This window comes from Cupriavidus sp. (assembly GCF_057315035.1).
On record NZ_DBHKYV010000001.1, the window covers coordinates 648894 to 670069 of the forward strand.

General features: G+C 55.2%; 16 protein-coding genes and 2 pseudogenes. 4 read left to right on the top strand and 14 right to left on the bottom strand.

The window, feature by feature from the left end; genetic code table 11:
* Positions 1 to 1087: 1087 nt before the first annotated feature.
* From ACO550_RS03070 to ACO550_RS03080, 3 genes and pseudogenes are all read left to right on the top strand, one after another.
* Complete coding sequence (locus ACO550_RS03070; RefSeq protein ID WP_315594769.1) at positions 1088 to 2650, top strand: recombinase family protein; 1563 nt, start codon at positions 1088 to 1090, stop codon at positions 2648 to 2650.
* Positions 2647 to 3552, top strand: a pseudogene (locus ACO550_RS03075) (ParB/RepB/Spo0J family partition protein). The gene ACO550_RS03070 and the pseudogene ACO550_RS03075 overlap by 4 nt, the downstream one beginning before the upstream one ends.
* Entirely contained in the window at positions 3549 to 4430 is an 882-nt protein-coding gene (locus ACO550_RS03080; protein WP_315594768.1) for a plasmid partitioning protein RepB C-terminal domain-containing protein, read from the top strand. The pseudogene ACO550_RS03075 and the gene ACO550_RS03080 overlap by 4 nt, the downstream one beginning before the upstream one ends.
* A 430-nt stretch (positions 4431 to 4860) precedes the next feature.
* Here ACO550_RS03080 and ACO550_RS03085 read toward each other — a convergent pair whose 3' ends face one another.
* From ACO550_RS03085 to ACO550_RS03135, 11 genes and pseudogenes are all read right to left on the bottom strand, one after another.
* Positions 4861 to 5385 (bottom strand): AAA family ATPase, encoded by a 525-nt coding sequence (locus ACO550_RS03085; RefSeq protein ID WP_315594767.1) that lies wholly within the window; start codon positions 5383 to 5385, stop codon positions 4861 to 4863.
* A 3-nt stretch (positions 5386 to 5388) separates the two neighbouring features.
* Positions 5389 to 5850, bottom strand: a complete 462-nt coding sequence (locus tag ACO550_RS03090; protein ID WP_315594766.1) for an ASCH domain-containing protein — start codon at positions 5848 to 5850, stop codon at positions 5389 to 5391.
* Entirely contained in the window at positions 5810 to 7375 is a 1566-nt protein-coding gene (locus ACO550_RS03095; protein WP_315594765.1) for a GNAT family N-acetyltransferase, read from the bottom strand. Before ACO550_RS03095 ends, ACO550_RS03090 begins: the two co-directional genes overlap by 41 nt.
* 400 nt (positions 7376 to 7775) lie before the next feature.
* Positions 7776 to 8027 carry a hypothetical protein gene (locus ACO550_RS03100; RefSeq protein WP_315594764.1) on the bottom strand — a complete coding sequence of 84 codons (252 nt, stop codon included), beginning with the start codon at positions 8025 to 8027 and terminating at the stop codon, positions 7776 to 7778.
* Between the two features lie 18 nt (positions 8028 to 8045).
* On the bottom strand, positions 8046 to 9905 hold the full coding sequence (locus ACO550_RS03105) for a TniQ family protein (protein ID WP_485994122.1): 1860 nt from the start codon (positions 9903 to 9905) through the stop codon (positions 8046 to 8048).
* Positions 9902 to 10282 carry a hypothetical protein gene (locus tag ACO550_RS03110; protein WP_315594763.1) on the bottom strand — a complete coding sequence of 127 codons (381 nt, stop codon included), beginning with the start codon at positions 10280 to 10282 and terminating at the stop codon, positions 9902 to 9904. The genes ACO550_RS03105 and ACO550_RS03110 overlap by 4 nt, the downstream gene beginning before the upstream one ends.
* Before the next feature lie 615 nt (positions 10283 to 10897).
* Positions 10898 to 11284 (bottom strand): annotated as a pseudogene (locus ACO550_RS03115) (TniQ family protein); the annotation flags it as partial.
* Complete coding sequence (locus tag ACO550_RS03120; protein ID WP_315594762.1) at positions 11281 to 12246, bottom strand: TniB family NTP-binding protein; 966 nt, start codon at positions 12244 to 12246, stop codon at positions 11281 to 11283. The gene ACO550_RS03120 and the pseudogene ACO550_RS03115, both read right to left, overlap by 4 nt.
* A gap of 9 nt (positions 12247 to 12255) precedes the next feature.
* The gene (locus ACO550_RS03125) at positions 12256 to 14223 is read right to left on the bottom strand and encodes a Mu transposase C-terminal domain-containing protein (protein WP_315594761.1); all 1968 of its coding nucleotides are present in this window, start codon (positions 14221 to 14223) and stop codon (positions 12256 to 12258) included.
* The gene (locus ACO550_RS03130; RefSeq protein ID WP_315594760.1) at positions 14183 to 14770 is read right to left on the bottom strand and encodes a TnsA endonuclease N-terminal domain-containing protein; all 588 of its coding nucleotides are present in this window, start codon (positions 14768 to 14770) and stop codon (positions 14183 to 14185) included. The genes ACO550_RS03125 and ACO550_RS03130 overlap by 41 nt, the downstream gene beginning before the upstream one ends.
* Before the next feature lie 362 nt (positions 14771 to 15132).
* Positions 15133 to 15555 carry a helix-turn-helix domain-containing protein gene (locus tag ACO550_RS03135; protein WP_315594759.1) on the bottom strand — a complete coding sequence of 141 codons (423 nt, stop codon included), beginning with the start codon at positions 15553 to 15555 and terminating at the stop codon, positions 15133 to 15135.
* A 483-nt stretch (positions 15556 to 16038) separates the two neighbouring features.
* Here ACO550_RS03135 and ACO550_RS03140 point away from each other — a divergent pair, with 483 nt between their 5' ends.
* Positions 16039 to 17100, top strand: coding sequence for a DUF4238 domain-containing protein (locus ACO550_RS03140; protein ID WP_315594758.1), 1062 nt, complete (start codon positions 16039 to 16041; stop codon positions 17098 to 17100).
* On the opposite strand, the gene ACO550_RS03145 is transcribed toward ACO550_RS03140, so the two are convergent.
* From ACO550_RS03145 to ACO550_RS03155, 3 genes are all read right to left on the bottom strand, one after another.
* Positions 17082 to 18041, bottom strand: a complete 960-nt coding sequence (locus ACO550_RS03145) for an AbiU2 domain-containing protein (RefSeq protein WP_315594757.1) — start codon at positions 18039 to 18041, stop codon at positions 17082 to 17084. The genes ACO550_RS03140 and ACO550_RS03145 overlap by 19 nt on opposite strands.
* A 458-nt stretch (positions 18042 to 18499) precedes the next feature.
* Entirely contained in the window at positions 18500 to 19588 is a 1089-nt protein-coding gene (locus tag ACO550_RS03150) for a hypothetical protein (protein ID WP_315594756.1), read from the bottom strand.
* Complete coding sequence (locus tag ACO550_RS03155) at positions 19585 to 20877, bottom strand: hypothetical protein (protein WP_315594755.1); 1293 nt, start codon at positions 20875 to 20877, stop codon at positions 19585 to 19587. Before ACO550_RS03155 ends, ACO550_RS03150 begins: the two co-directional genes overlap by 4 nt.
* Positions 20878 to 21176 lie beyond the last annotated feature (299 nt).

The following is a 21176-nucleotide window of genomic DNA, read 5'->3' on the forward strand; positions in this document are numbered from 1 at the left end:
AGACATGCAGGGCTTTTTATCAGGCCAGCGGCGGGTGCGATGAACCTACTCTTCGCACACTGGTGGAGTTTCAACCCACCTTGTCGGGTGACAAAGAAAGCGAAAAACGTACCGTTGACTCAAAAGTGGATTTTCACTTCTGTTGACAGACTCAGCGAGTGGATGTGTCACGGTTAGTGAAAAAATCCGCGATTTGTGTCACAGATAGTGAAAACATATTTTTCCGGTCCAAATTGGCCTATTGACCCGTCCGGCCGACGGCTACTTTAACTGTCACCAGGTTTCGATTGCCTGTCGATTCGTGACGAACCGATGATCATCAAAAGGGCCCCATCTCGCCGGGGGCTGAATTAGGACCCTTCCTACGTACTCTTCCAGCAAGCGAAAAAAGGCGAGGCGGTCCAATTTCGAGCAAGAATCCGAAAAACTATCCGATATAGGTATCGTTTTCTACACTTCTGCCTAGAAGCGTATCGGGCGGCATCAACTTGATGTCTACAACCAGAGCACGCGGCGCGTCGCGTGATCCGTGAGGGGGCATCGTGAAGATCCGAAAGTGCTCGAATTGCGGCCGACTCTTTGACGTGCGCCCACAGTCACCAGCCCAGCTATATTGCTCATCGCCGGAATGCCAGCGACGTCGACGCGCCGAATGGCAGCGGACGCGCCGGGCGACAGATCCCGACTACAGAGAGAACCAAGCTCGCGCTCAGGAAGCTTGGGTACAACGTCATCCGGACTACTGGAAGTTGTACCGACAACAACACCCCGACTATAGCGCTCGCAATCGCACCCAGCAGACTCAGCGCACATCCGCGAAGCGTCTTGCAAAGATGGACGCCTGCGAACCGTCGCCACCCTCACTCAAGGACGTCTACATGATTGCGCCGGCCTTCATGCATCGTCGTCGCAAGATGGACGTCTGGCTGGTCCGAATCGTTGCCCTACAGTGCGTCCCAGCTTCGGATCGTTGCTTGCAAAGAGAAGACGTGTAACCCGGCCCCGGCGATTTGCTAAAACTAGTTCGTATGCCCGTTGATCGCCTGGCCTGATCCTCGTGAGCATGCGAGAGCAGCGAATCGCCATCATGCAGTCGTACGCCATACAAGCTGACGCGGCACCTGAATCCACCGTTCGTGCGGCAGAGTACGTTCGCATGTCTACGGAGCATCAGCAGTACTCAACAGAAAACCAGCGCGCCAAGATCCGGGAATACGCCGCGAGTCGGGGGCTATCCATCGTTAGGACTTATGCTGACGAAGGCAAAAGTGGGCTGCGCATTGATGGACGGAGAGCGCTCCAAGAACTGATCCACGATGTCGAGACCGGATCCGCAGATTTCCAAGTAATTTTGGTGTACGACGTAAGTCGTTGGGGTCGATTCCAGGACGCCGACGAAAGCGCCTATTACGAATACATCTGCCGCCGTGCAGGCCTCCAGGTCGCATATTGCGCCGAGCAGTTCGAAAACGATGGATCGCCAGTATCCACCATTGTCAAAGGTGTGAAACGCGCGATGGCCGGCGAGTACAGCCGAGAGCTGTCGTCCAAGGTATTCGCCGGCCAGTGTCGTCTAATTGAGCTCGGATTTCGTCAAGGCGGTCCCGCAGGTTTTGGCCTTCGTCGAGTACTTGTAGATCAACATGGTGTGATGAAGGGGGTTCTAGACAGAGGCGAACACAAGAGCCTCCAAACAGACCGAGTCATTTTGATGCCAGGGCCGGACAGCGAGACTCGCACCATCAATCTCATCTACACCTGGTTCATCAATGAAGCACTCAACGAATATGAAATCGCTGCCCGCTTAAATAGCATGGGGATCGAAACCGACTTCAGTCGGCCTTGGAGCCGATCGACCATAAGGGAGGTACTGACGAACGAGAAGTACATCGGAAACAACGTCTATAACCGCGTTTCCTACAAGCTAAAAAAGGCTCGCGTTGTAAACACGCCTGACATGTGGATCAGGAAGGAGCACGCGTTCGAGCCGATCGTGCCTGCAGACGTCTTCTACACTGCCCAGGGAATCATGCGAGCGAGGGCCCGTCGCTACTCCGAAGATGAGCTTATTGAGCGTCTGCGCGCACTGTACAAGAGCCGAGGGATCCTGTCTGGCTTGATCATCGATGAGACCGAAGGCATGCCATCGTCGTCCGTCTACACCTACCGGTTCGGAAGCCTAATTCGCGCTTATCAAGTCGTTGGCTTCACCCCAGCTCGTGACTATCGCTACATTGAGGCAAATCGCTTCCTAAGGAAGCTGCATCCGGACATTGTCGAGGATACAGAGCATCGAATCGCTGATCTTGGTGGATTCGTCGAGCGGGATCTCGCAACCGACATACTCGCCATCAATGGGGAGTTTTCAGTCTCAATTGTCCTAGCCCGCTGCCAAACGTCATTGAGCGGACGTAATCGATGGAAAGTTCGATTCGATACCAGTCTACTGCCCGATGTGACGGTTGCCGTTCGACTCGACCAGCAAAACGTCGCACCGTTGGACTACTACCTCCTACCCCACTTGGACTTCTCCAGGCAACGCATCAATCTCGCGGAAAGGAATCCTGCAGAACTTGAGAGCTATCGATTCGATACTCTCGACTATCTTTATGGAATGGCTGCCCGCGCGAAGCTTCGGAGGGCAGCATGATCGAGCGCCCCATTCCTGGTGAAGTACGCATGGTACCGATTGACCGTGTTTAGGTTCTCAATACCCGAGAGCGAAACGGAAAAGTCTTTGAAGAGATTGTCACCAACATTAAAACCATCGGGCTGAAGAAGCCCATTACCGTAACTCCGCGACCAGCCGCGGACGGCGGCGAAAGGTACATGCTGGTTTGTGGTGAAGGCAGATTGAAAGCCTTTCGCTCTCTTGGCGAAACGATGATACCGGCTCTGGTCGTCAATGTAAGCGACGAAGATGCTTTCATCATGAGTCTGGCAGAAAACATCGCAAGACGGCAGTGTCGGTCATTGGAGCTACTCGCAGGAATCCGGCAACTGCATGAACAAGGGTATGCCCCAAAGGTAATTGCAGAGAAGACAGGGCTCAGACATTCCTACGTTCATGGCATTCTCACGCTATTGCGACAGGGAGAAGAACGACTTCTTGTGGCCGTTGAAAAAGGAACGATCCCTCTCAGCGCTGCAATGGCCATTGTTGGTGCCGGCGACGACGACAAGGCCATCCAGGCCGCCCTTCAAGACGCATATGAGACAGGCAAGCTGCGAGGGAAACAGTTGATGGACGCCCGTCGTGTCATTGAGCGTCGGCAAACTCTCGGCCGTACAGCGGCTCGCCGTATGCCTCGAGGATCGGGGACCGATGTTTCCACATCGAGCCTGGTAAGAACGTATCAAAACGAAGTGGAGCGCCAGCGAGCTATGGTACGAAAGGCGGAGTTCGCACAACAAAGATTACTGTTCGTCGTAGGCGCTCTGCGTCAACTATTCGCTGACGAAAACTTCGTCAATCTCCTTCGAGCGGAGGACCTTGCAACGCTTCCCAGGTATTTGTCGGAACGCGTTCTGGCAGGAGGGTACTCAAAATGAGCGGCATCACACTCGGCTTCATTCCGGAGCCTCGCTGCCTGCCGGTAGCCTGCATTCTTCCGTCCCGTCGGATACCTGAAGGACTGGGTACCTCTAGAAAGTTCAAACAGATCAAGTCCTCCATTGAGGAGATCGGCCTCATCGAGCCATTGACAGTAACGTCCGCGAACGAACAATCCGGGCAGCATGTCCTGCTCGACGGTCACATACGGCTTATCGCCCTACGCGACCTGGGCTTCGTCGAAGCGTCCTGTCTGATTGCGACCGACGACGAAGCGTACACATACAACAATCGAATCAACCGACTTTCCACAATCCAAGAGCACTTCATGTTGAGGAGGGCAATTGAACGTGGTGTATCCCCCGAACGCTTGGCGCGAGCGTTCAGCGTTGACATCACGCACATTCAGAAGAAGATCAACCTGCTGAATGGAATATGCCCAGAGGCGACTGAGCTACTTAGGGATCAGCAGTTCTCGCCAGAACTAGGCCGGGTGATTCGCAAGATGAAACCCACGAGGCAAGTGGAATGCCTTGAGTTGATGGTATCCGCCAACAACCTCACCGTCGCCTATGCAGAGGCGTTGCTCGTTGCCACACCAGTCGAACTACTCATCGATGGGAAGAAGCCCAGCAAACTCTTAGGCATTAGTCAGGAGCAAATGGCCAAGATGGAGAGGGAAATGACCAACCTTCAGGGTCAGTACCGTCTCGTCGAGCAAACATATGGGCAAGATATCCTGAATCTCGTCCTAGCCAAAGGTTACCTGGCAAAGCTACTGGAGAACCAGCCCGTCGCGAACTTCCTTCGGCTGAGACAACCTGACTTGCTTGCCGAGTTTGAACTGATTGTCCAGACTGTTTCGTTAGATCAGTAATTGCGCAAAAGTGATTCTCAGGTTCATTCACCCCTCTTTTACGCCGTTAGCGTGGAGACGCAGAAAGTAGAGAGGAGCCCGTCCAGATGCCGATCTGCTCTGTCCTCTACATGTGGAGTCGGAACGCTGCTCTTCGAGTGGCGAGCTTCCTATCGGCCGTCGTCTCCTGTCTTCCACATTCCGACAAAATACGTTTTAAGTGCATTCCGATCGGCGACATAGCTAGCGCTGCCAGCATAAGTGGCCCAAAAACAATGGAGCATCACTGCAGTGCGACTTCACCGTGCATGTACCCGACAAGATGAAGGTTGATTAGTCCGCGCAGAAGATGCGACAGCGGATGCAATTTAGCTCATCTCTGGCATACCAGAGGCACCGGTCCGGCAACTGGCTTGGCGATGCTACTTGCGTCAACCGGCTCAGACTCTCGTCAACCTAGAAGCCCGAGAACTGTCTCTCGTAATGCAGCCTCGGTGGGCGCGCTTAGTCTTACGAGTGGTATAGCCAGCTCGCTACAAACAAACTCTGCATGCTCTGATTCCAATTTGGCGAAAACCTTGATCTCCGCTCGGTCCCAAGTATCGTCGCCACGGCGCATTAGCCGCTCAGCAATGGTTTCTGTCGCCTCTTCAAGGAGAATCACTCCCTGAATGGCAAGCTGGGAAAACGTATCGACCCCAATCTTCTCGTGGACACCCACGGCCCGTCGCAGCACGAAATGACCATCCAGGACGATCGTCTGCCCGCCTTGCTGGAGTCGCTGCACTGAAGCAACCAAGGCACGTTGGTTGGCATCGATAGCGCCAACCTCTCGTGACATCGTCCAATTCCCTACGCCTTGCTGTTCCTTGATGAGTTGGCTTGCAGTTGCATGGCGCAGGCCAAGGCTCTCACACACAGGTTTAAGACCAAAGGTCTTACCGACTGCATGAATTCCCGCCACGAACAACGACATGCCCTACCCCTTCTGTCCAGTAACCTTGTGCTCCAACTTCATGAACTCCTTCGCATTCAAGTACCTGAAAGATTGGGGAGGCACAAAATTACTGATCACTTCGGTGGGGTTTAGGTGCTTTACTGCACTAATAACTCGTCCTAGCAAGACCGCGACGCCTTGGGATTTTCCGTCAAAGTACGCTCGAAGCTCCTGCCGCGTCAGCCCTCCGCCCATTTCGGCGCACGTCTTCCACAGCCTCGAAGGAGGAGCAATGACAACATCTTCCACCTCAACAAATCCGACGATCCTCTGGACCGGTGAACTCGCATAGAGGACGATCATACTCACATCCTCCGCAGCCCAAGAACGACGAAACTCAACGCGCTTGGTCCCGGAAAGAATGAGGTCCGCATACTTCGGCTTGATAGAAAGCAAGACAGCTCTACCGCCCGGACGCGGAAAGGACTCTTGAAAAAGCGACATCGGAAACCTTACGTATAGATTGAATGGGGCCCGTCACGACCCCATCCAGCAGGAGCCGGCCATACGGAACTACCGCTGGCAAGTGACCGACTAGTCGAAAGAGGATCACCTTGGTTGGCTTCTGGGCCAAGTCGTCAATCTCGCCAATGCTATACACAGTACGGCGACTGACTACGCTGGCGATTTGCGCACCATCGCTGGATACCTCAAATTGCTCGACCACACCCAGCGACGTTACTGCCTTCTCGTCATCTGTTCGATAGAACAGCAATATATCCCCGGGGACGATTGAATTTGTCTGGGCGTGACATAGGTATGCGAGCTTGATGGCATTGCCAACGTTACCTGTTGGCACAAACAACCTGGGTTGTAGTGGTGAGTAGTCGGGGAACAGGACCTCATGAAAGTGCGGTTGAATCGGTACTAGGAATTTCTGCACTGCCGCATCGGTTCGATAATGCGGGAAATATCGACGGATGTACTCGGCCGCTGACACGTCCTCCACCGGCGGCCGTTCCACCGGGTGCGACTTCACCAGTACCGTATCTCCACGATAGACACCCCGCTCCTCGAATCCAAAGTCCATCAGGACGCGAATGAGGTAGTCTTGGCTCTCAGGCCTTGCGGTGATAAAGATATGTTCGCAGGCGTTTTCCGTCGCGTACCGGAAGGCTGCTTTTAGGAACAGCTCGCCGATCTTTCGCCCGCGCACTGACTCGCCAACCTTGAAGGTGCAGAGCTTTAGCGCAGGGCCATTCAAGATATCGCCGGCATCGTTCAAGACTTCGTCAGTTTGAACCTGGTAGATGCATATTGCAGTCAGCGTACCGGTGTCGTCTCGGTAGACCCAGGCTCGTCGGTCTTCTCGCGCTTTGCGGCGAAACCAGTCGTCAAAGCCTGCTTGCCCTTGGGTTGCCGGATATCCGTTGCGAAGACTGTCAAAGAACGACGTTGAAAGCTCCGGAGTGAGACTGTGAAGTGGGGCATCCTGAATGTTGGGCAGAAGAATCTGCCGTGTCTCGTGAAGACGCTTTAGCCAGTCTTCCGCGGTCTGAATTGTGTAAACACGATTTGCGAGACCGCGAGCACGGGCCTTCGTGTGGATACCCCGATCTTCAGTAATTAGGGCGTGGACAGCGTCACAATGCAGTGCGTATAGAAGCTCATTGTCACAGGCATCGTTTGGGCTAGTATCGGACGTGTTCCAGACACATGGTGCAGGCTCCTGCAGCGCAGGGTACTGTCGAACTCGCTGTAGGTTCCGCTGCCGCCGCTCTTCGTTGGTATCTCGCTCGAAGTCGGCGACATTCGCAGGGTGGTACATCAACTGATGACCACCAATGCTAGCCAGACGGACGAAATTTGCCAGGTTGCCTTCAAGCACCTGGTAAGAATCCTGAAGCGGTATCAGGACATTCGTGTCCAGCAAGAACCGTAGGCGCTGCGGCACGATGGCTATCCCCCTGCGCTTCCGCTCACCCCCGAAATGGGTCCAAATGGCACCCTTGGCCTGATCGGCCGCCATGTACGCAAAATACATCCGCGCATTGAAGGCCGGACACGCTCCCACGGACTGCAAACCAGTCCGACATCAGCTCGTCTGGATGCCAGAGGGTGCCGCGTCTTCAAAGGAAAGTGCCTATAGTGAGAGTTGTGTCGCTCATCTTAGCAAAATAACCTACCAATTACCCTTCCCAGAAAGGTGGGGTAGCGGCAAGAATGGCAAGCAGATAAGCGGGACGACTCCGGAGCATAAAGCAAATTGCAGCTCAGCAGCGCTTGCTCCACCGCCTTTGCTGATGATGGCTCTTGGTCGGAAACAACAGCTTTCAGTGGAGATAAAACCAGGTGCCGGTCGCAATGATCGAGAATTCAGTCTTGTTCCGAGAAACTGCCCCTCGTACCTCGACCGTTTATTGATCGATCTACAATTGACGGGCGACTTTCATACCCTCAGCAACACTTACAGTAACCAATTCCCGTCGTCCGTCCGGCCATTCGCGCACCACATAACCAGGAAATTCCTCGTCACTATAGTAGATTGGGTTACCAGCCCGAAGATGCTCTCTGGCAACCTTTCCGTCATCGCGACGAAGACGGTCCTCGAAGCGTCGCCAGAACTGACGTTCCTCTTCAGGAGACATTTTTTCCAGCTGTGTAATGTTCCAGTCGGCCATCGGTTTCTGACTCCAGATTTAGTTCCCACACAGTGACCGCGAGGCACTTTGATGAGAGGCCCCCCCTTCAACTTTGAGATGGATCTCTGCTAGGTTGTTTGCGACGTCATCTCGCTGATAAAAATACTGTCGGGCGCCGTCAACCGTAGGCCCACATACCGGCCGAGCCGACAGGATAGCAAGTAGCCTGCGTGGTGCCATCCCCTGAGAGATAGCCAGCTCTGCGAGAGATATGTATCGCTGACCAAACGCCCTTAGCGCATCCCAGCTTACACGCCGGACACCGTTGTCTTCCTCTGCAAGCAGTAGTCCGCGGTAAACCAGTTGATACGCAACCTGCTGTTTGACACCCAAGCATTTCGCTGCCGTGTCCACGGACATCCAGGAACTGGTCTGAGCTCGATGCGCATCTAACCAGGAGCGAAGGGATTCCGTCGGTATGCCCGCCCGCCCCATCCCCCGGCCAACGGTTGTGGTGCTGGCAATGGTCACGTCGCCCGCAAGAAGCGCCCGTACTATTGCGGGGAACTCTCCGGTACGCAAGCGCCATGTCCGGAGTATGGTTGCCAAAGCCATATTCGCCTTGGACAAGCCGCTGACCATTGGCAACTCTGTGATGGACAACAACTTGCATGCGTCTTCCTTAGACAACCACCATACCGACGCGCTTGTTCGCCGCGGATCTATCCATGCGCGCAGAAGCCCCGCATCGATAAGCTCGCGTACTCGTTCTCGCCTCAGCCCTAACAAGTGCGCAGCCTCGCGTAAAGACAGGCTATCGGCTTTGCAAGCACTCACGCCCTTCGCATCGTCGCGATGCACTGCCATTGTCGTTCGTCCAGAGGCGTGCGTTACAGCGTGTCCACGAATTATGCCGAGGGACGCCAGCCGTCGTACGGTCGCCTTGCTGGCACACGCTGCCTGTGCAATCTCCTCTGGTGGTCTATGCAGATGTGCTGCGATCGTCCTAGGCTGAAGTCTGCGATTGCGTCGTCCCAAGAGTCCAAACCAGTTTTCATGCAGGTATGTCTCGAACTCTTGCCGCAGGAAGTCTAGTGAGCTGTCGTGCAGATCTCGATACAGGACGCGATAGAGTGGTCCGAATGCGTCGTCGATGTGGGTTGCAAGAGGGCGCGCGCCTCGAATGCGGGCCAGCAGATGCTCGAAGTTCGTCGGCCATTTCTCTAGGATGCGGGATGCACCCTTTGCAAGTTCAAAGGAAACATGCAATTCGTGTAGACGCTTCTGCTGACCAGGGCGAGTCGCGAACGGATCTTTGTCAAATCGCCCCAAGTACATGACCATGCGTATCCAGATAGCCGGCGTAATTCTGCCCGGCTCACCGCGTCTATACGTCAAGGCTTGCGCCAGTATCTTGTGGAGATCTACAAGGGCACGTTCTACAGGCTCTGGTGAAGCGCGCTCTAGCCTGTATCCGCAGGCGCACGTCGATACTGAGCATCGCTCTAGTGGCTGACTCTCGGTGCATTGCGGACAGTGATCCATCAACTTCACCTCGTGCTGAGCACACACGCAACAGAGCTTTACTCCCCATTCACCTCGCAGGTAATCCCCCTCGGACAAGCACTTCGGGCACCAGCGCATGAAGTAGTGGTTGAAGTCATCCCGGCGCAATCCGAACACGTCGGAAAGTTCCTCGCAGTAACGAGGAAATGGTCCGCGAAGACGAGCAAGCTCCGACGACCGCAGGCTCAGAGATGTCCGAAGCGAGGCTCTGTTTGCTTGAATCACTCGACAAAGCTCCCTGGGACTCTCGTATCCGTTGGCCGATGCAACTCTTACGAGATAGCCGAAGGCAAGCTCACCAGCATATGGCCGCGGCCGAATCAGGAAACCCCTTGAGTGCCTCACGGTCACTGACCATGCATCTGGTTAGCCGCAGCGATCATGCGGTCCAGCACAGTGCTTGGTGTCATCACGAGCGTGCCCCAAAGCTGACGCAAGAAGGCATCCTCATCGGAGTCCTCAAACTGGGGACATGACGCAATCCACGCTTGAAAAGCAGAATGGCATTTTTGAGGCTCAATGCCATCAGTGGCAATCCTGAAGAGCTCATTCAGCAGGTCAATAGCTCGTGCCTCCCGGCCTTCCGGGTAGGCGGTTACATACCCCGTCATTTCCGAGACAACAGCGGGATCGTTAGTGGCACACCCCTGCCTGAGGGACGTCCACCATAAGCGCAAAGCTTCGATTTTTCCCGCTCTCTGGTAATCGCCCAGCTTGGGGTTGAACATTACAAAAGTACGCGCTGGAAATGGCGCTCGTACCGAATCGATCAAGCGGAGGACGACTTGCTCTACCGTACTATCAGCAAGCGATATAGAAGTCGCAGCTCTCGTGTGTTGGATTCCATGCCAAATTGCGGAATCATCTTCTATGAGTATTAGGGGGCGACCATCGTTCCTACAAGCCCTGCGCACGAGGCGAATGAGACCATCTTCCAGATTGCGCGGCCATCTGGCCAAGAGGTCGTACTCCCACCGATGAGGTGCCGAACGAGCCTTGGATTTCAGTCGATCACTGTGAGCAAATGCCGGTGGCATGCCACGCATCAGACAGTCAACAATCAGGCGCCGAAGCCCATGAAGGACATACAGCGACTCGATCACAGTCGCATAGGGAAGCGGGGACCCGTCGTTCGCTTGCTTAGCTCCTTTGTCCTTTGGTTGAGGTATGGGGAGATCCGACGCATGGCAGATCGTGGAGGCTTGCTTGTCTTCCATAATTCCGGCCGGCTCAATCCGACCATCAGTGACTACAGCTCCGCAGTGACAATGCCAATCTGGGTGCAGGGAGGGCCATTCATATCTACTGCCGCACCGGCGGCAACTATTGACCAATCTGCAACGATGGAAAGGACATGCACTTATCAGAGGCATCTCCCATAGAGCGAAGTGAATCCCCTTTTCCGCAATACACGCTGGACAAAGTACAAGGCGCGGCCACTTCAACCGCGTCGCACGAATGCTAGAAATGTGTGTTCGCCACAGTCCCCTCCACGCTGCTGACCAATCGCACGCGCTGACGCGGGCACGACGACCAAGCAAAGCCTCGATCTTCTCCCATGTACATGGGTCAAGTGCCGCGATCCCTTGCCCGTATATATTGCCAACCAGAGTAGATGTATCTGCGGGGATCGCATGTCCATTGAGCGAGTGGGCTCGATAGACGTAGCCAGCAAGACTCTCCCCATACTGATGAGACGGTCGGATCGGAAAGCTATCAAGGAGTATCACTTTCGTACTCGAACTCGGTCTCGGTACGGCACAGTCAGAACTTGCTCAAATGGCTCGTTGGCGCGATTCAGTCGTCGGAACTCAAACCGCTCGTTGAATGGATTGAGCTGATCCACACCTTCCCACCAAACGTCCTGCGTGAAGGCTATCTCCAGAGTTTCAGGCCCGACATTTGGTAGCTCTTGCTCAAGGGCTAAGCGAATGCCGCCAGCGAGCAGCTTCTTGATGTAGGCAACCCGCCCGTCGCACGCGAAATATATGCGTTGCGCCATCTCACTCCACCCCATCGATCCACATGAAACCGGAATCGGAAAATTGTCACCAAGTGATAGAAAGAGTTGCAGACACTCAGCTTCGACACTTGTTTCACCCTGTTGCCCCATCTGTAGATACCTGCGCCGGGAGAATCGCCGTCGCACTTGCTCGTTGACTTGGAGCAAGCTCGCTACCCGCGGAAGGCCGAGTAATACGGTCGGAACACCGACTTCGTCCATGACAGTCTTCAGCCAGTCTCCGACGAGGTACTGAGTTGGCATCTGGCCACGGTCCCGAATATGTTGTGCCTCATCGATCAGCAGGAGTTCCACCGATACAGCACGTGCCAGCTTGACCGCGCGAGCTGTCTTCGCTGAGACGGTTCCTCTGGTGGGTGATGGGTCTCCGAGGCGCGCTAGCATCGCTTCGGTGACTGCTGCAATGGTGGCCACGGGAGGGATCGAGACATGCAGCACGGGAACCACGTCTCTTTCGGCCACGGCGACGCGAGGATAGCGAGTCGCGAAGTCTTGGCACAGCGTAGTTTTCCCAGTGCCACTCTCGCCCAGTACGAGTAGATGTTGGGCGATGCCGGCTTCCCGATACAGACGCAGAAGACTCTCTATGTCGTTGAACGCCGCCACATAAGCAGGGAACTGGAGAAGGTCGTCGTTGAAGCGTTCGAGGACCGAGTGTATTGATTGCATCGCCGTACCTCACCGCTTCACGCTAAACGAAGCATAGCGCGCTGTTGGTAGATCATCGTCGGATGCTGTAACGCTTGACCTCGCTGGAGCCACCGGCCTTGCCGGAACTAGCTGGACATCAGATTGCGGATTCGAGCTGCTGATTCCTCGAATCGCTGCAGCCTTTCTTCGATGCCCTTGCTTCCGACTCTGCATTAGTTTCTGGACTGCTGCGACCAACTCATATTTTGCCCGCTCCAGCGCGCCCTTGTTTTCGGTTGTCTCACCTTGTTCGCGCAATTGCGCCCTAATTAGATCATTCTGACGTGAGGTCAAGTTTCTCGCGTAGTTCTGATCTGCGGCAAGCACTGATATCGGCGACTCCTGGTGTGGGCCCCAGACTTGAATGACGCCGAGGTCTTCAGGGTCGAAGAGAACCCGGACGCGGACGCCCTCTCCGTATCGGGTCAGTATGGTCTGTAGCTCATCGTCGCAGTAGCGGATGCCGTGGAGCCATATCCCGTCACGGCGTAGTGACCGCTCCTCGGTCAAACCTATGCGTCGCTGAAGATCCTGGAAGTCGGCAGGCAGACCCGGCGTCCGGTGTCGCAATCCTTCTTCCCATTTATGCCACGGCGTAACACCAAGCGCTCGATGCCTTTGCTGCGCGTAAATGTCGATCACCCACTTCTCGAAGATGTGCTTGAATTCGGCCACCGTCAAAACTGCATGCTTCAGCGGATCGTAGTCGCCGCGATGATGCATGCGTGCGAAGCTCGTACCGGGGAGCTGATGAGCAAGGAAATAATTGATCGTCTTAAGATACCGCTCGACTACCCCCTTAAATCGCGGCTGATGTTTGGGGCAGTACTGAATGCGGATGTCGAGATCAAAGCAAACGCTCTCCAGATCACGCCCATGGAACTCGAGCCCGTTGTCAACGACCAAGACGTCGGGGCGCCCGTAGCATGGCCATTCTTTTGTAATTGTGATATTCGCTAGTGCAGGTACAGCAGCGGTCTTTGGGAGGATCGCATGGCGAAGTGCAGCCATCACTGCGGCGGCGGATGGGCTATCAAAGCTCACATGGTAGCCGAGTAGCATGCGACTGAAATGATCGACAACGACGGTAAGGGTTGGACGGCCCAGTGGTAGCCACGTCCTTTCATCAATGAGGAACAGGTCGAGAGGCGTGTGGTCGATCTCCACTCTCTCCAGGATGCGATTGCATTGCACTCCGGCCTTGTTTAGGCGCAGCTTTCGATCCGCCACGTTCTTGCCTTCTCGCAATGCGACGTGGTCGTACACGTCGGCACGCGCCAGCATTCGATACACGGTACGCAGCACCGGGCGTTTGAGCTGTTCTGCGGGAAGCCTCGTGCGATTCTCCTGCTCGATCTTCTTGATAAGATAGGTATAGATTGTCGGGACCGTCGCTCGAGGCGATGCGTTTATTGCTTCCTGCATCGCTTCGGCAGCAAGCTTGAGGATTTCTGAATCTTGCCGAAGGTTACGGCTACCGCGACGATCGGACCGAGGAATCAATACGCGCCGGTCCTGATGACACCTGTAACGTGAATACCACCGATACAGCGATGTAACGCTTGGGGGGGTGGAATCTCCGATCCGATCTGCCACAGCTGCAATGAATGGCTTCATAGCTTGCGGAGTGAACGCAACGCCGTCACTCTCTAACAACGACTGTACGTAGTGCCAACGTCGCGCCAGTTCGGTTTGAACGTGCGCTGGCAGTTCGTCTAGCGCCCGCGAGTAGATGGGCGGTGCGTTCGCGCTCGATATGCTCGCGGCCTGCGGCCGTACCGACACCCGTCCTTCGGCATAGTCGGATAGTAGGCGTTGGCGTGTTATCGACATGAATTGCCCATCCTCAAGCCGTTCGAGTAGCAAATCGCCGTTGGGTTGAAGGCGATCGATTCGGAAAACCGTGCTGTCCCAACTAAAAGTCGTGCCGCGGAGCAATACGAAACCAGGCATCATCTCCCTCCTTTGTTATATGGAGTGGAGTTTCAGGGAGAATCGGTTGGTCTAGATCGCAGCGCAGTAGGCCGGCGAGTAGCATGCTGTAAGGCTCCACGCCGCGATCAAGAAACAAAGTGGTGGCCGAAGAGATCGGCAAGGGAAACCTGAACGCGTGCCGGTCTAGCGCGGCCTTGTATGCAGAAATCGGTTGGCGAATACGCGGTGCAAGATGGTAGATTTGGCGCAGATTTGCCTGACGGGGCTCCATCCGCAATGTACTGTCGTCCAGTACCAGAAAGCACTGGTCCGATCGCTGCAGATGCATTCGCACGCGATCGAGCTTGTGTCGCACCGCCTCATCAGCCAGGCCGCTTAGTGCTTTGACTTCGACGAGTACGCTGTCCCCATTGCTTAGCGTCAGTTCGAAATCTGGCGTATAGCGTCGCAATCGCGGTCCATCCGGATAGCGTAGCGTGTTAGGTTGCTCTCGATACGCTGAGATCCGCGGCGAAGCTTCAAACAGATAGATTGCGTCGAGTTCTAGTAGCCCTTCGTGATGGACCATCCGACCGTTTTTGCGGCTCGGAAACTTGCCGCGAACTATGCCACCAGTGGGCCTGACTATTCTTCTCGCTCTTATATGAGGCTCGCCAGCGGGCCTTTGCCCGTGCCACAAGCCTCGCCAGGGTGTTGCCGACATGAGCGTCTCCCTGCCGGGTCGCTCCGGACCCAGCATTCGTCACTTGATACGCCTGTCTACGGACGTACGAACAACGCGTATGCGTCTTGTACGCTCGGATTACATTTAGGCGCTGAGTGGGAGGCTTGACGCTGGTGGGAAGGATGACGATACTGAAGGGGCCAACCGTGGGTATCGTCAGATGCCTACACCAGCGGGGCAAGCCGAAAGGTTTGTCCCGTTTCTTTTTACATGCTCACCTCCACTTTGCTGCGGCGTTTGATGCGCCGATTCAGCTTTGGGCCGGGCTCTGCAAAGACCCCTCTCAGGTCCAAAGCGTCTCGAATCATCTTGATTTGTAGCGGATGTAGTTCGTTCACCTGGTCACGCAGCTCCTTCAGCATCCAGTAAACGTCCGGGGAGCAATCTCCGTTCAACGCTAGCTTTCGCTGAGAGGCTTCGGCAATACTCCGAAGTTCTTGCCGCTCTCCTTCGCTCATGCCGAGCGCGGCAATCAATCTCTCTATGAACTCTGGCGTTGGTGGGCCTTTGACACCAATCTCTAATGCCGAGATGTAGCTTTGCTCATACCCGAGCAAATCCGCCAGTTCCGACTGTCGGATTTCGCGGCGCATGCGCAATTCGTAGAGATAATGGGAAAACGGGCTCATTGCTACCTACGCCTGCAATTGGAACTAAAGCCAGCGTAGGTAGCATTTAGTTTCGAGTCAAGGCAAATATCGAACCTAAGTCATTGACTAAAAACATATTTTTAGTCAATCAAAAGAGGCCATTTAGTTTTTATTCAGGCGGCGACATATCCGTCGTGAGCTTAATTCTCAGGCCAACAATTTAAATTTTAGGTATGACCAGTCACATATTTCCTTCGGACGAACCAACTGGTCGCGTGCTAACGGTATCCAAACCACCCTACGACCCGCTTGCGGCCGTGGTCGACCAAAGTGAGGAAGAGTGAGGGCAGACATCGGGCCACATTGTCTGCTCACGCACCAATCGCATGCGACTGAGCAGTCGCCTGGCATGCCGGCGCTCGAGGCGGCGGAAGGGGCGCTGGTGAGCGGCCTGAAAAGATTAGAATGCGCATCTGCAGCCATCGAGCATGCAAGTAATCTCGATTTGATGTGTCGTGCAGCATGCGGGAGACAGATTTGGACCGCACACCGAAATTGCAGGGGCCTAAGAGACAGCACTACCTCCCACGCATGTATCAGAAGGGCTTCGCTACAGAGGGAGGCGTGGCCGTGTTTGATCGTCATACAGGCGAAACCAGGCGTCAGACGGTGGAGAACACTGGCCTAGAGACGCACATCTACACTTTCGAGGATGACCAAGGGCGGCGACGGTACGAGATTGAAGAGATGCTCTCCCAGGTCGAAACCGGGCTGGCAGATGCGATTCCTCGATTCGAAGCCGCAAAGGGCTACACGGCCACCGATGTCGAGTTCTTGATCAGCTTCATCGCTTTCGCGGAGTTACGCACACCTGGCGCAATGACCGAGGCCAAGCGAGTAAAAGCCGGCTTCGTCGATGTTGTGGCACAAGTCGCAACGGAATCCGTGGAACGGACCATGAAGCTTCTCGCCGCTATGTATCGTGACAAGGGGGAGCGCCGGACGCATGAAGAGCTGCTAGCGGAGGCAGAGGGGATCGTGAAGTTCGTTCGCGGCGGCCAATACGACATCGAGGTGGACCCACAATCTGCGCTGATGGACAACCTCCGCCTGTGGAAGACGGTCGTAGACTCACTGATACACAGAGATCTGCAGATTATCAGACCAACCGACCCTCGGTCGCGGTTCATGACCTCCGATTCGCCTGTGGTGTTGGAATCCCGCTTCGGTGAGGACCGCGTTGGCTTCGGCTCAGACGAGGCCATGATCCTTTTCCCCCTCACTGCGACATGCCTGATCTTGCTAAGCGGCAACGGAGGGCGGCAAGGCATCGGCACCGCGGACGCACGGCGCGTGGACCACATGAACGAGGTGCTCGCGCTCAACGCGCATCGGTACATTATCAGCGGCGATGACGACGGCCTGCAGCGCTTGGTGGAGCGGCTTCAGATCGCGAGAACGAAGCGCGCTCCGAAACATGTCGTCAGCCGGTTCCCAACTGAAGACGGCGCCATTGCATTCGTCCAACGTGTTCTGCCCCACCGATCACCACCGGTGAAAATCGATCAGAACGACCCTGCGTGAGCCTTCGGCTCGTCGTCCGCGTCTGGCTGCGACACTAGAAACTGTTGATCGTATCCACTCTCCGCACAGCTCCACCCATCGCGCTCTCGGGAGTAGTCCGCCCAGAACTGTTGCAGGTCAGGCAACGTCTTACTGAGTGCGAACGGTGCATCCAAGTGCTGCGTTACGTCGTACTGCGGCGTTGCGACTACTTGAGAGCGATCGCTGTCGTAGAAGATCGCAGTCGAGATGAAATTGCTAACTTGGCAGAGCGTTCTCAGCGACTCGTCGATGTCGTTATATGTAGGTAGCTCAATGGCATCGGTGAGATGCTCAGCGTGAGCAATCACTTTATCCGTGTACGTCGTCACGCGGCGAATAGCATCGGACGTTAGCGCCGCGGACAGCTTGTCCAGCACCGACAGACTGATTAACTGCGCAGGATCGCGCCCTTCGCCGTCGCTTAGTTGGTCGAATCGCTTATGCTTGTATTGCGAGTGAACCCAATCGATGTGGCCGCGGTGAACCGCGTCCGCATTATCAACGCTGGCCTCGATGACATGGCGGAAATACTTCTCCTTCTCCACTTCGTAGTCATACGGATCGCCGCCAACTTCGACATAGTGCTGCCGCGTTAGAAGCTCTTGGCCGCCGCGCAAACGCGCAATGATTCCGGCAAGTGAACCCGCGCGCTTGTCCTTATCCACTAGCCTCCTGATTCCTGTAGCGAGTAACACTGCATGACCTGCGGCCGTCAGACGCCACGCTACGCCACTGACAGCCCTCCCCTCCTCAATACGCCTCGCCTCGTTCAACATCCGGAAGACGGCGTCAGAGAGAAAAAGGCTTCTTAGCTGGGACGCGACGGAGCTGGCCTGCTTGCCGGACAGTTGCTCGAGGCACGCAGACCGGAGCTCGTCGTAGAGTTTCATGCGGGCCTGCGCCTTGCGGTCGTTCGTCATTGGAGCATGCACGAGATATATAAGCTTCGGGAAGCGCCGGGTGAACCCAACTTGAAGGGAAGCCCGATAGCAAGGAGCATCCAATTCTTGGTTCGACGCGTGAACACTATCGATGAGAACGCACCAGTGCGACGCCAACGTCGGCACAGCGCTGAGTTTAAGGCCAGCGTCGCCGCGGAGCATTGAATAGAGGCCTTGAGCGGCCGATGTCTTCCCGCTGTTGATCGGTTGATCGCGCCGACGAAGATGGAAATCTTGTCATCGAAGTCAGTGACGACGTCACGCAGCCTGCGGTAGTTCCGTAGGCGATAGGCCTGAAGCTTCATGGGTGTTTTCGGTTAATTCGGCTGGAAGCCGCCCCAGAAGTCACCCGCCGCAGGCTCGGGGCGAGTGGCAGTCTCCAGCCATCTGTACAAAAGCAGGCCGCTCCAAGGACAAGCCTTTGGTCCGTCAGCGTGTTACACGGATGCAGTCGTTAGACACTCTTTAAGATGCTCCGAGCAATCCTGTAGCAATCGAGACAGTGAGCCAATATATCGATTCGCTGAAAGAGCAAACTGCCGCGCACGCGGATTGGACATCAGCTCATCCTTGATCCGAGCATCCGCCAGCAAAGTAGGTGTGGCCATCTCACGAAATGCCAAGTCCTTGATGGGTAGTGCAGAGCTGCCCGCAAGAAGTGGCGCATCTAGCAATGAGCGGATCAGCTCAACGAATGAGTCCCAGCCTGGCAGTTGAACCTCCTGGCCGTCCTCTTGACGGTTTGCGTGTAGGGCCGCCTGCAGCCGCTTACGAAGCTCATATCCTTCGCGGCCACCCCAAATGTAGTTACGCAATGACTTCTGGAAAGCCTCCAGTTTCATTTCGGGATCGAACAGGGTGTTGAACTCGCGAACGATGCCCGCAAGGAATGTGATGGCTTGGCTAACAACGATCCCATACAACATCCGGTGTTCGGGCTTAGAAACGTCAAACTCGCCTTCCGTTTGCTTCAGCCTCGAAAGCAATGTTCGAAAGCCAGCTGCTGGGTTCTGCTCAAAAGCCGCTTCGCTCGTGAGGTACTCAACCAAAATTGCGACTCTCGGAAATTTGATGCGCATATTCCACAGCGCATCCCAGGCAGATAAATTGTCCAAGTAGGTTATCTGGTTCACATAATTGGTTGACGAAGCCTGAGCGTACTGGTCGAACAGCTTCTCCGAGAACAAATGGACGCCAACTTTGCTTGCAGCGAGGCGATGGCCCTGCGGCGCAGCTTTGACAAGAATGACGAACGCTTCGTCAGCTGCAACGAGGTGCAGTAGTCCTGCTGCCCATAGTGCTCGATTTACCCCACTGGTCTTTGCCAGCGTCTTGCAATCGAAAATGAGGCGACGTGCGGGAGCTTCGCCTGCAGGTTGCACGCCAAGTACGTCTACGTCCGTAATATCCGATATGGAGTCAGATGTGTCTCCGGAAAATCTGACTAGGCATTCCATGTAAGGAACGTACCCGTGTGCCACGCAATAGCGAACCGCCTTTTGTTTTTGGGCTGAGTCTTTGATCATTTGAGATCGAGTAAGAGTTGTTCCATTTCGGCCTTGGCTTGTTCATCCAGGGCAGGTCGCGGCGTCTGTCTTAGTGCTGTCGAGGCGAGAATCGATTGCACATATGACTCGTCGCGCTGAAGAGCAATGCGCGCGTCTTCGGACACTCCTGCCGACAAGGGCTCTCCTCTCTGGAAAATGGTGATGGCATCGTTGACTGCCTGCATGTTTTCGGGCGTATCGATCAGATGAAATTGGTACCAACCAGAAGTACCGGTGGGCACTAGACGTCCCACTCGGAGAGTAACCAAGTTGGTGTACTGAAGCGCCGCTTCAGTACTCGCTTTAATCTTCTTATTGTCGCGGAGGGTTTCTAGCAGTCTGACCGGGGAACGAATTGCAAACTTGCTTGGTAGAAGCTGGCCCTTACGAACTGCGGCGACGATAGCCATGGTTCGTTCATAGATTTCGCGAGAAGCGCCGTCCATCGCGCGGCCACCAGGTCTTGGTGTGAACACAAAGTGCTCATCAGTATTAGATGCGGTGTTCCGCAGACTCGGCGGACGCAGAACGCCGTCCGCAACCATTTCCGTGAGTAATTGCAGCTCCGCCTTGGTCAGCTTGGTTCCGTTGATCTCGCCGGTACCTATGATGAGGGAAAGCGGCCAACCTTGAGCCTTCTTGAGGAGGTCCAGGACGCGTTGAACACCTTTAGCGCCACCTGCCGCAGCGTGATTTGCAAGCGCGTCCAAACTATCCGCAAAGTAGAACGGGCTAACTAAAACATCCTGTCCTCTCGCCCGCTTAGGAATCACCAGTCCCCCCGTCTGGGTGATGAGTTCGACGCGGGAAAAGACTTGCGTCGGTGCCCCCAATCTCCCGATGAGAGCATCCCGTTTTTCCGGTTTGCTCTTGAGCTCACTCAAAACCGCAATGGCAACTTCTTCGTGTTCGTTGAGGCTAATCGTCCCAACGTATTCACCTAGGCCGCTGTAGACCGAAGAGAAGTGGGGAACATCGGGGATAACCGAGTTGAGAGTCTTGCCAGTCGTGACAAGCTGGACATAACCAATCTCAGCGAGGATTTCTAGGACGGGCTGAAGTGCCATCGCAGGAATATCGAAGTAGTGATCTGCAACCGGCCTCAGAACCTCCGCTTTGATCTCTCCCAACCCCCGAATATTAAGGGCTAGTTTGCCTGCCATCCCAACCAGCGGGAGGTGGGCGAACTCAGGGACACTAGCTCGCGCTAAACCCACTTGCAAGTCGTGCGCAAATTCCGCCTTCACCTGATTCGATGTCGCTGTCATATCTGTCCCTCATATTCTTTGTTACACACATTCTATTATGTAGCGCGAAACATGGGAGTCTGGCGGCAACGTACGGCGGATCCTGTCGAGCCAAATTCAGGCAGTAGACGGATTCCATATCTGAAGACGACCGCCCGCTCAGCGTTGGGTGAACGCCATTGAGCCGCAGTGTGCGAGGGTTGCCAATCGCTGCCAAGCAGACGGAGGGGTGCATCACGCGAGAAGGACCGGAACGGGTTGCGGATTCAACCGGTCGCTCAGGAAGTGCTGTGCCCTTCGGAGTGCTTCGGTGCGAGCTT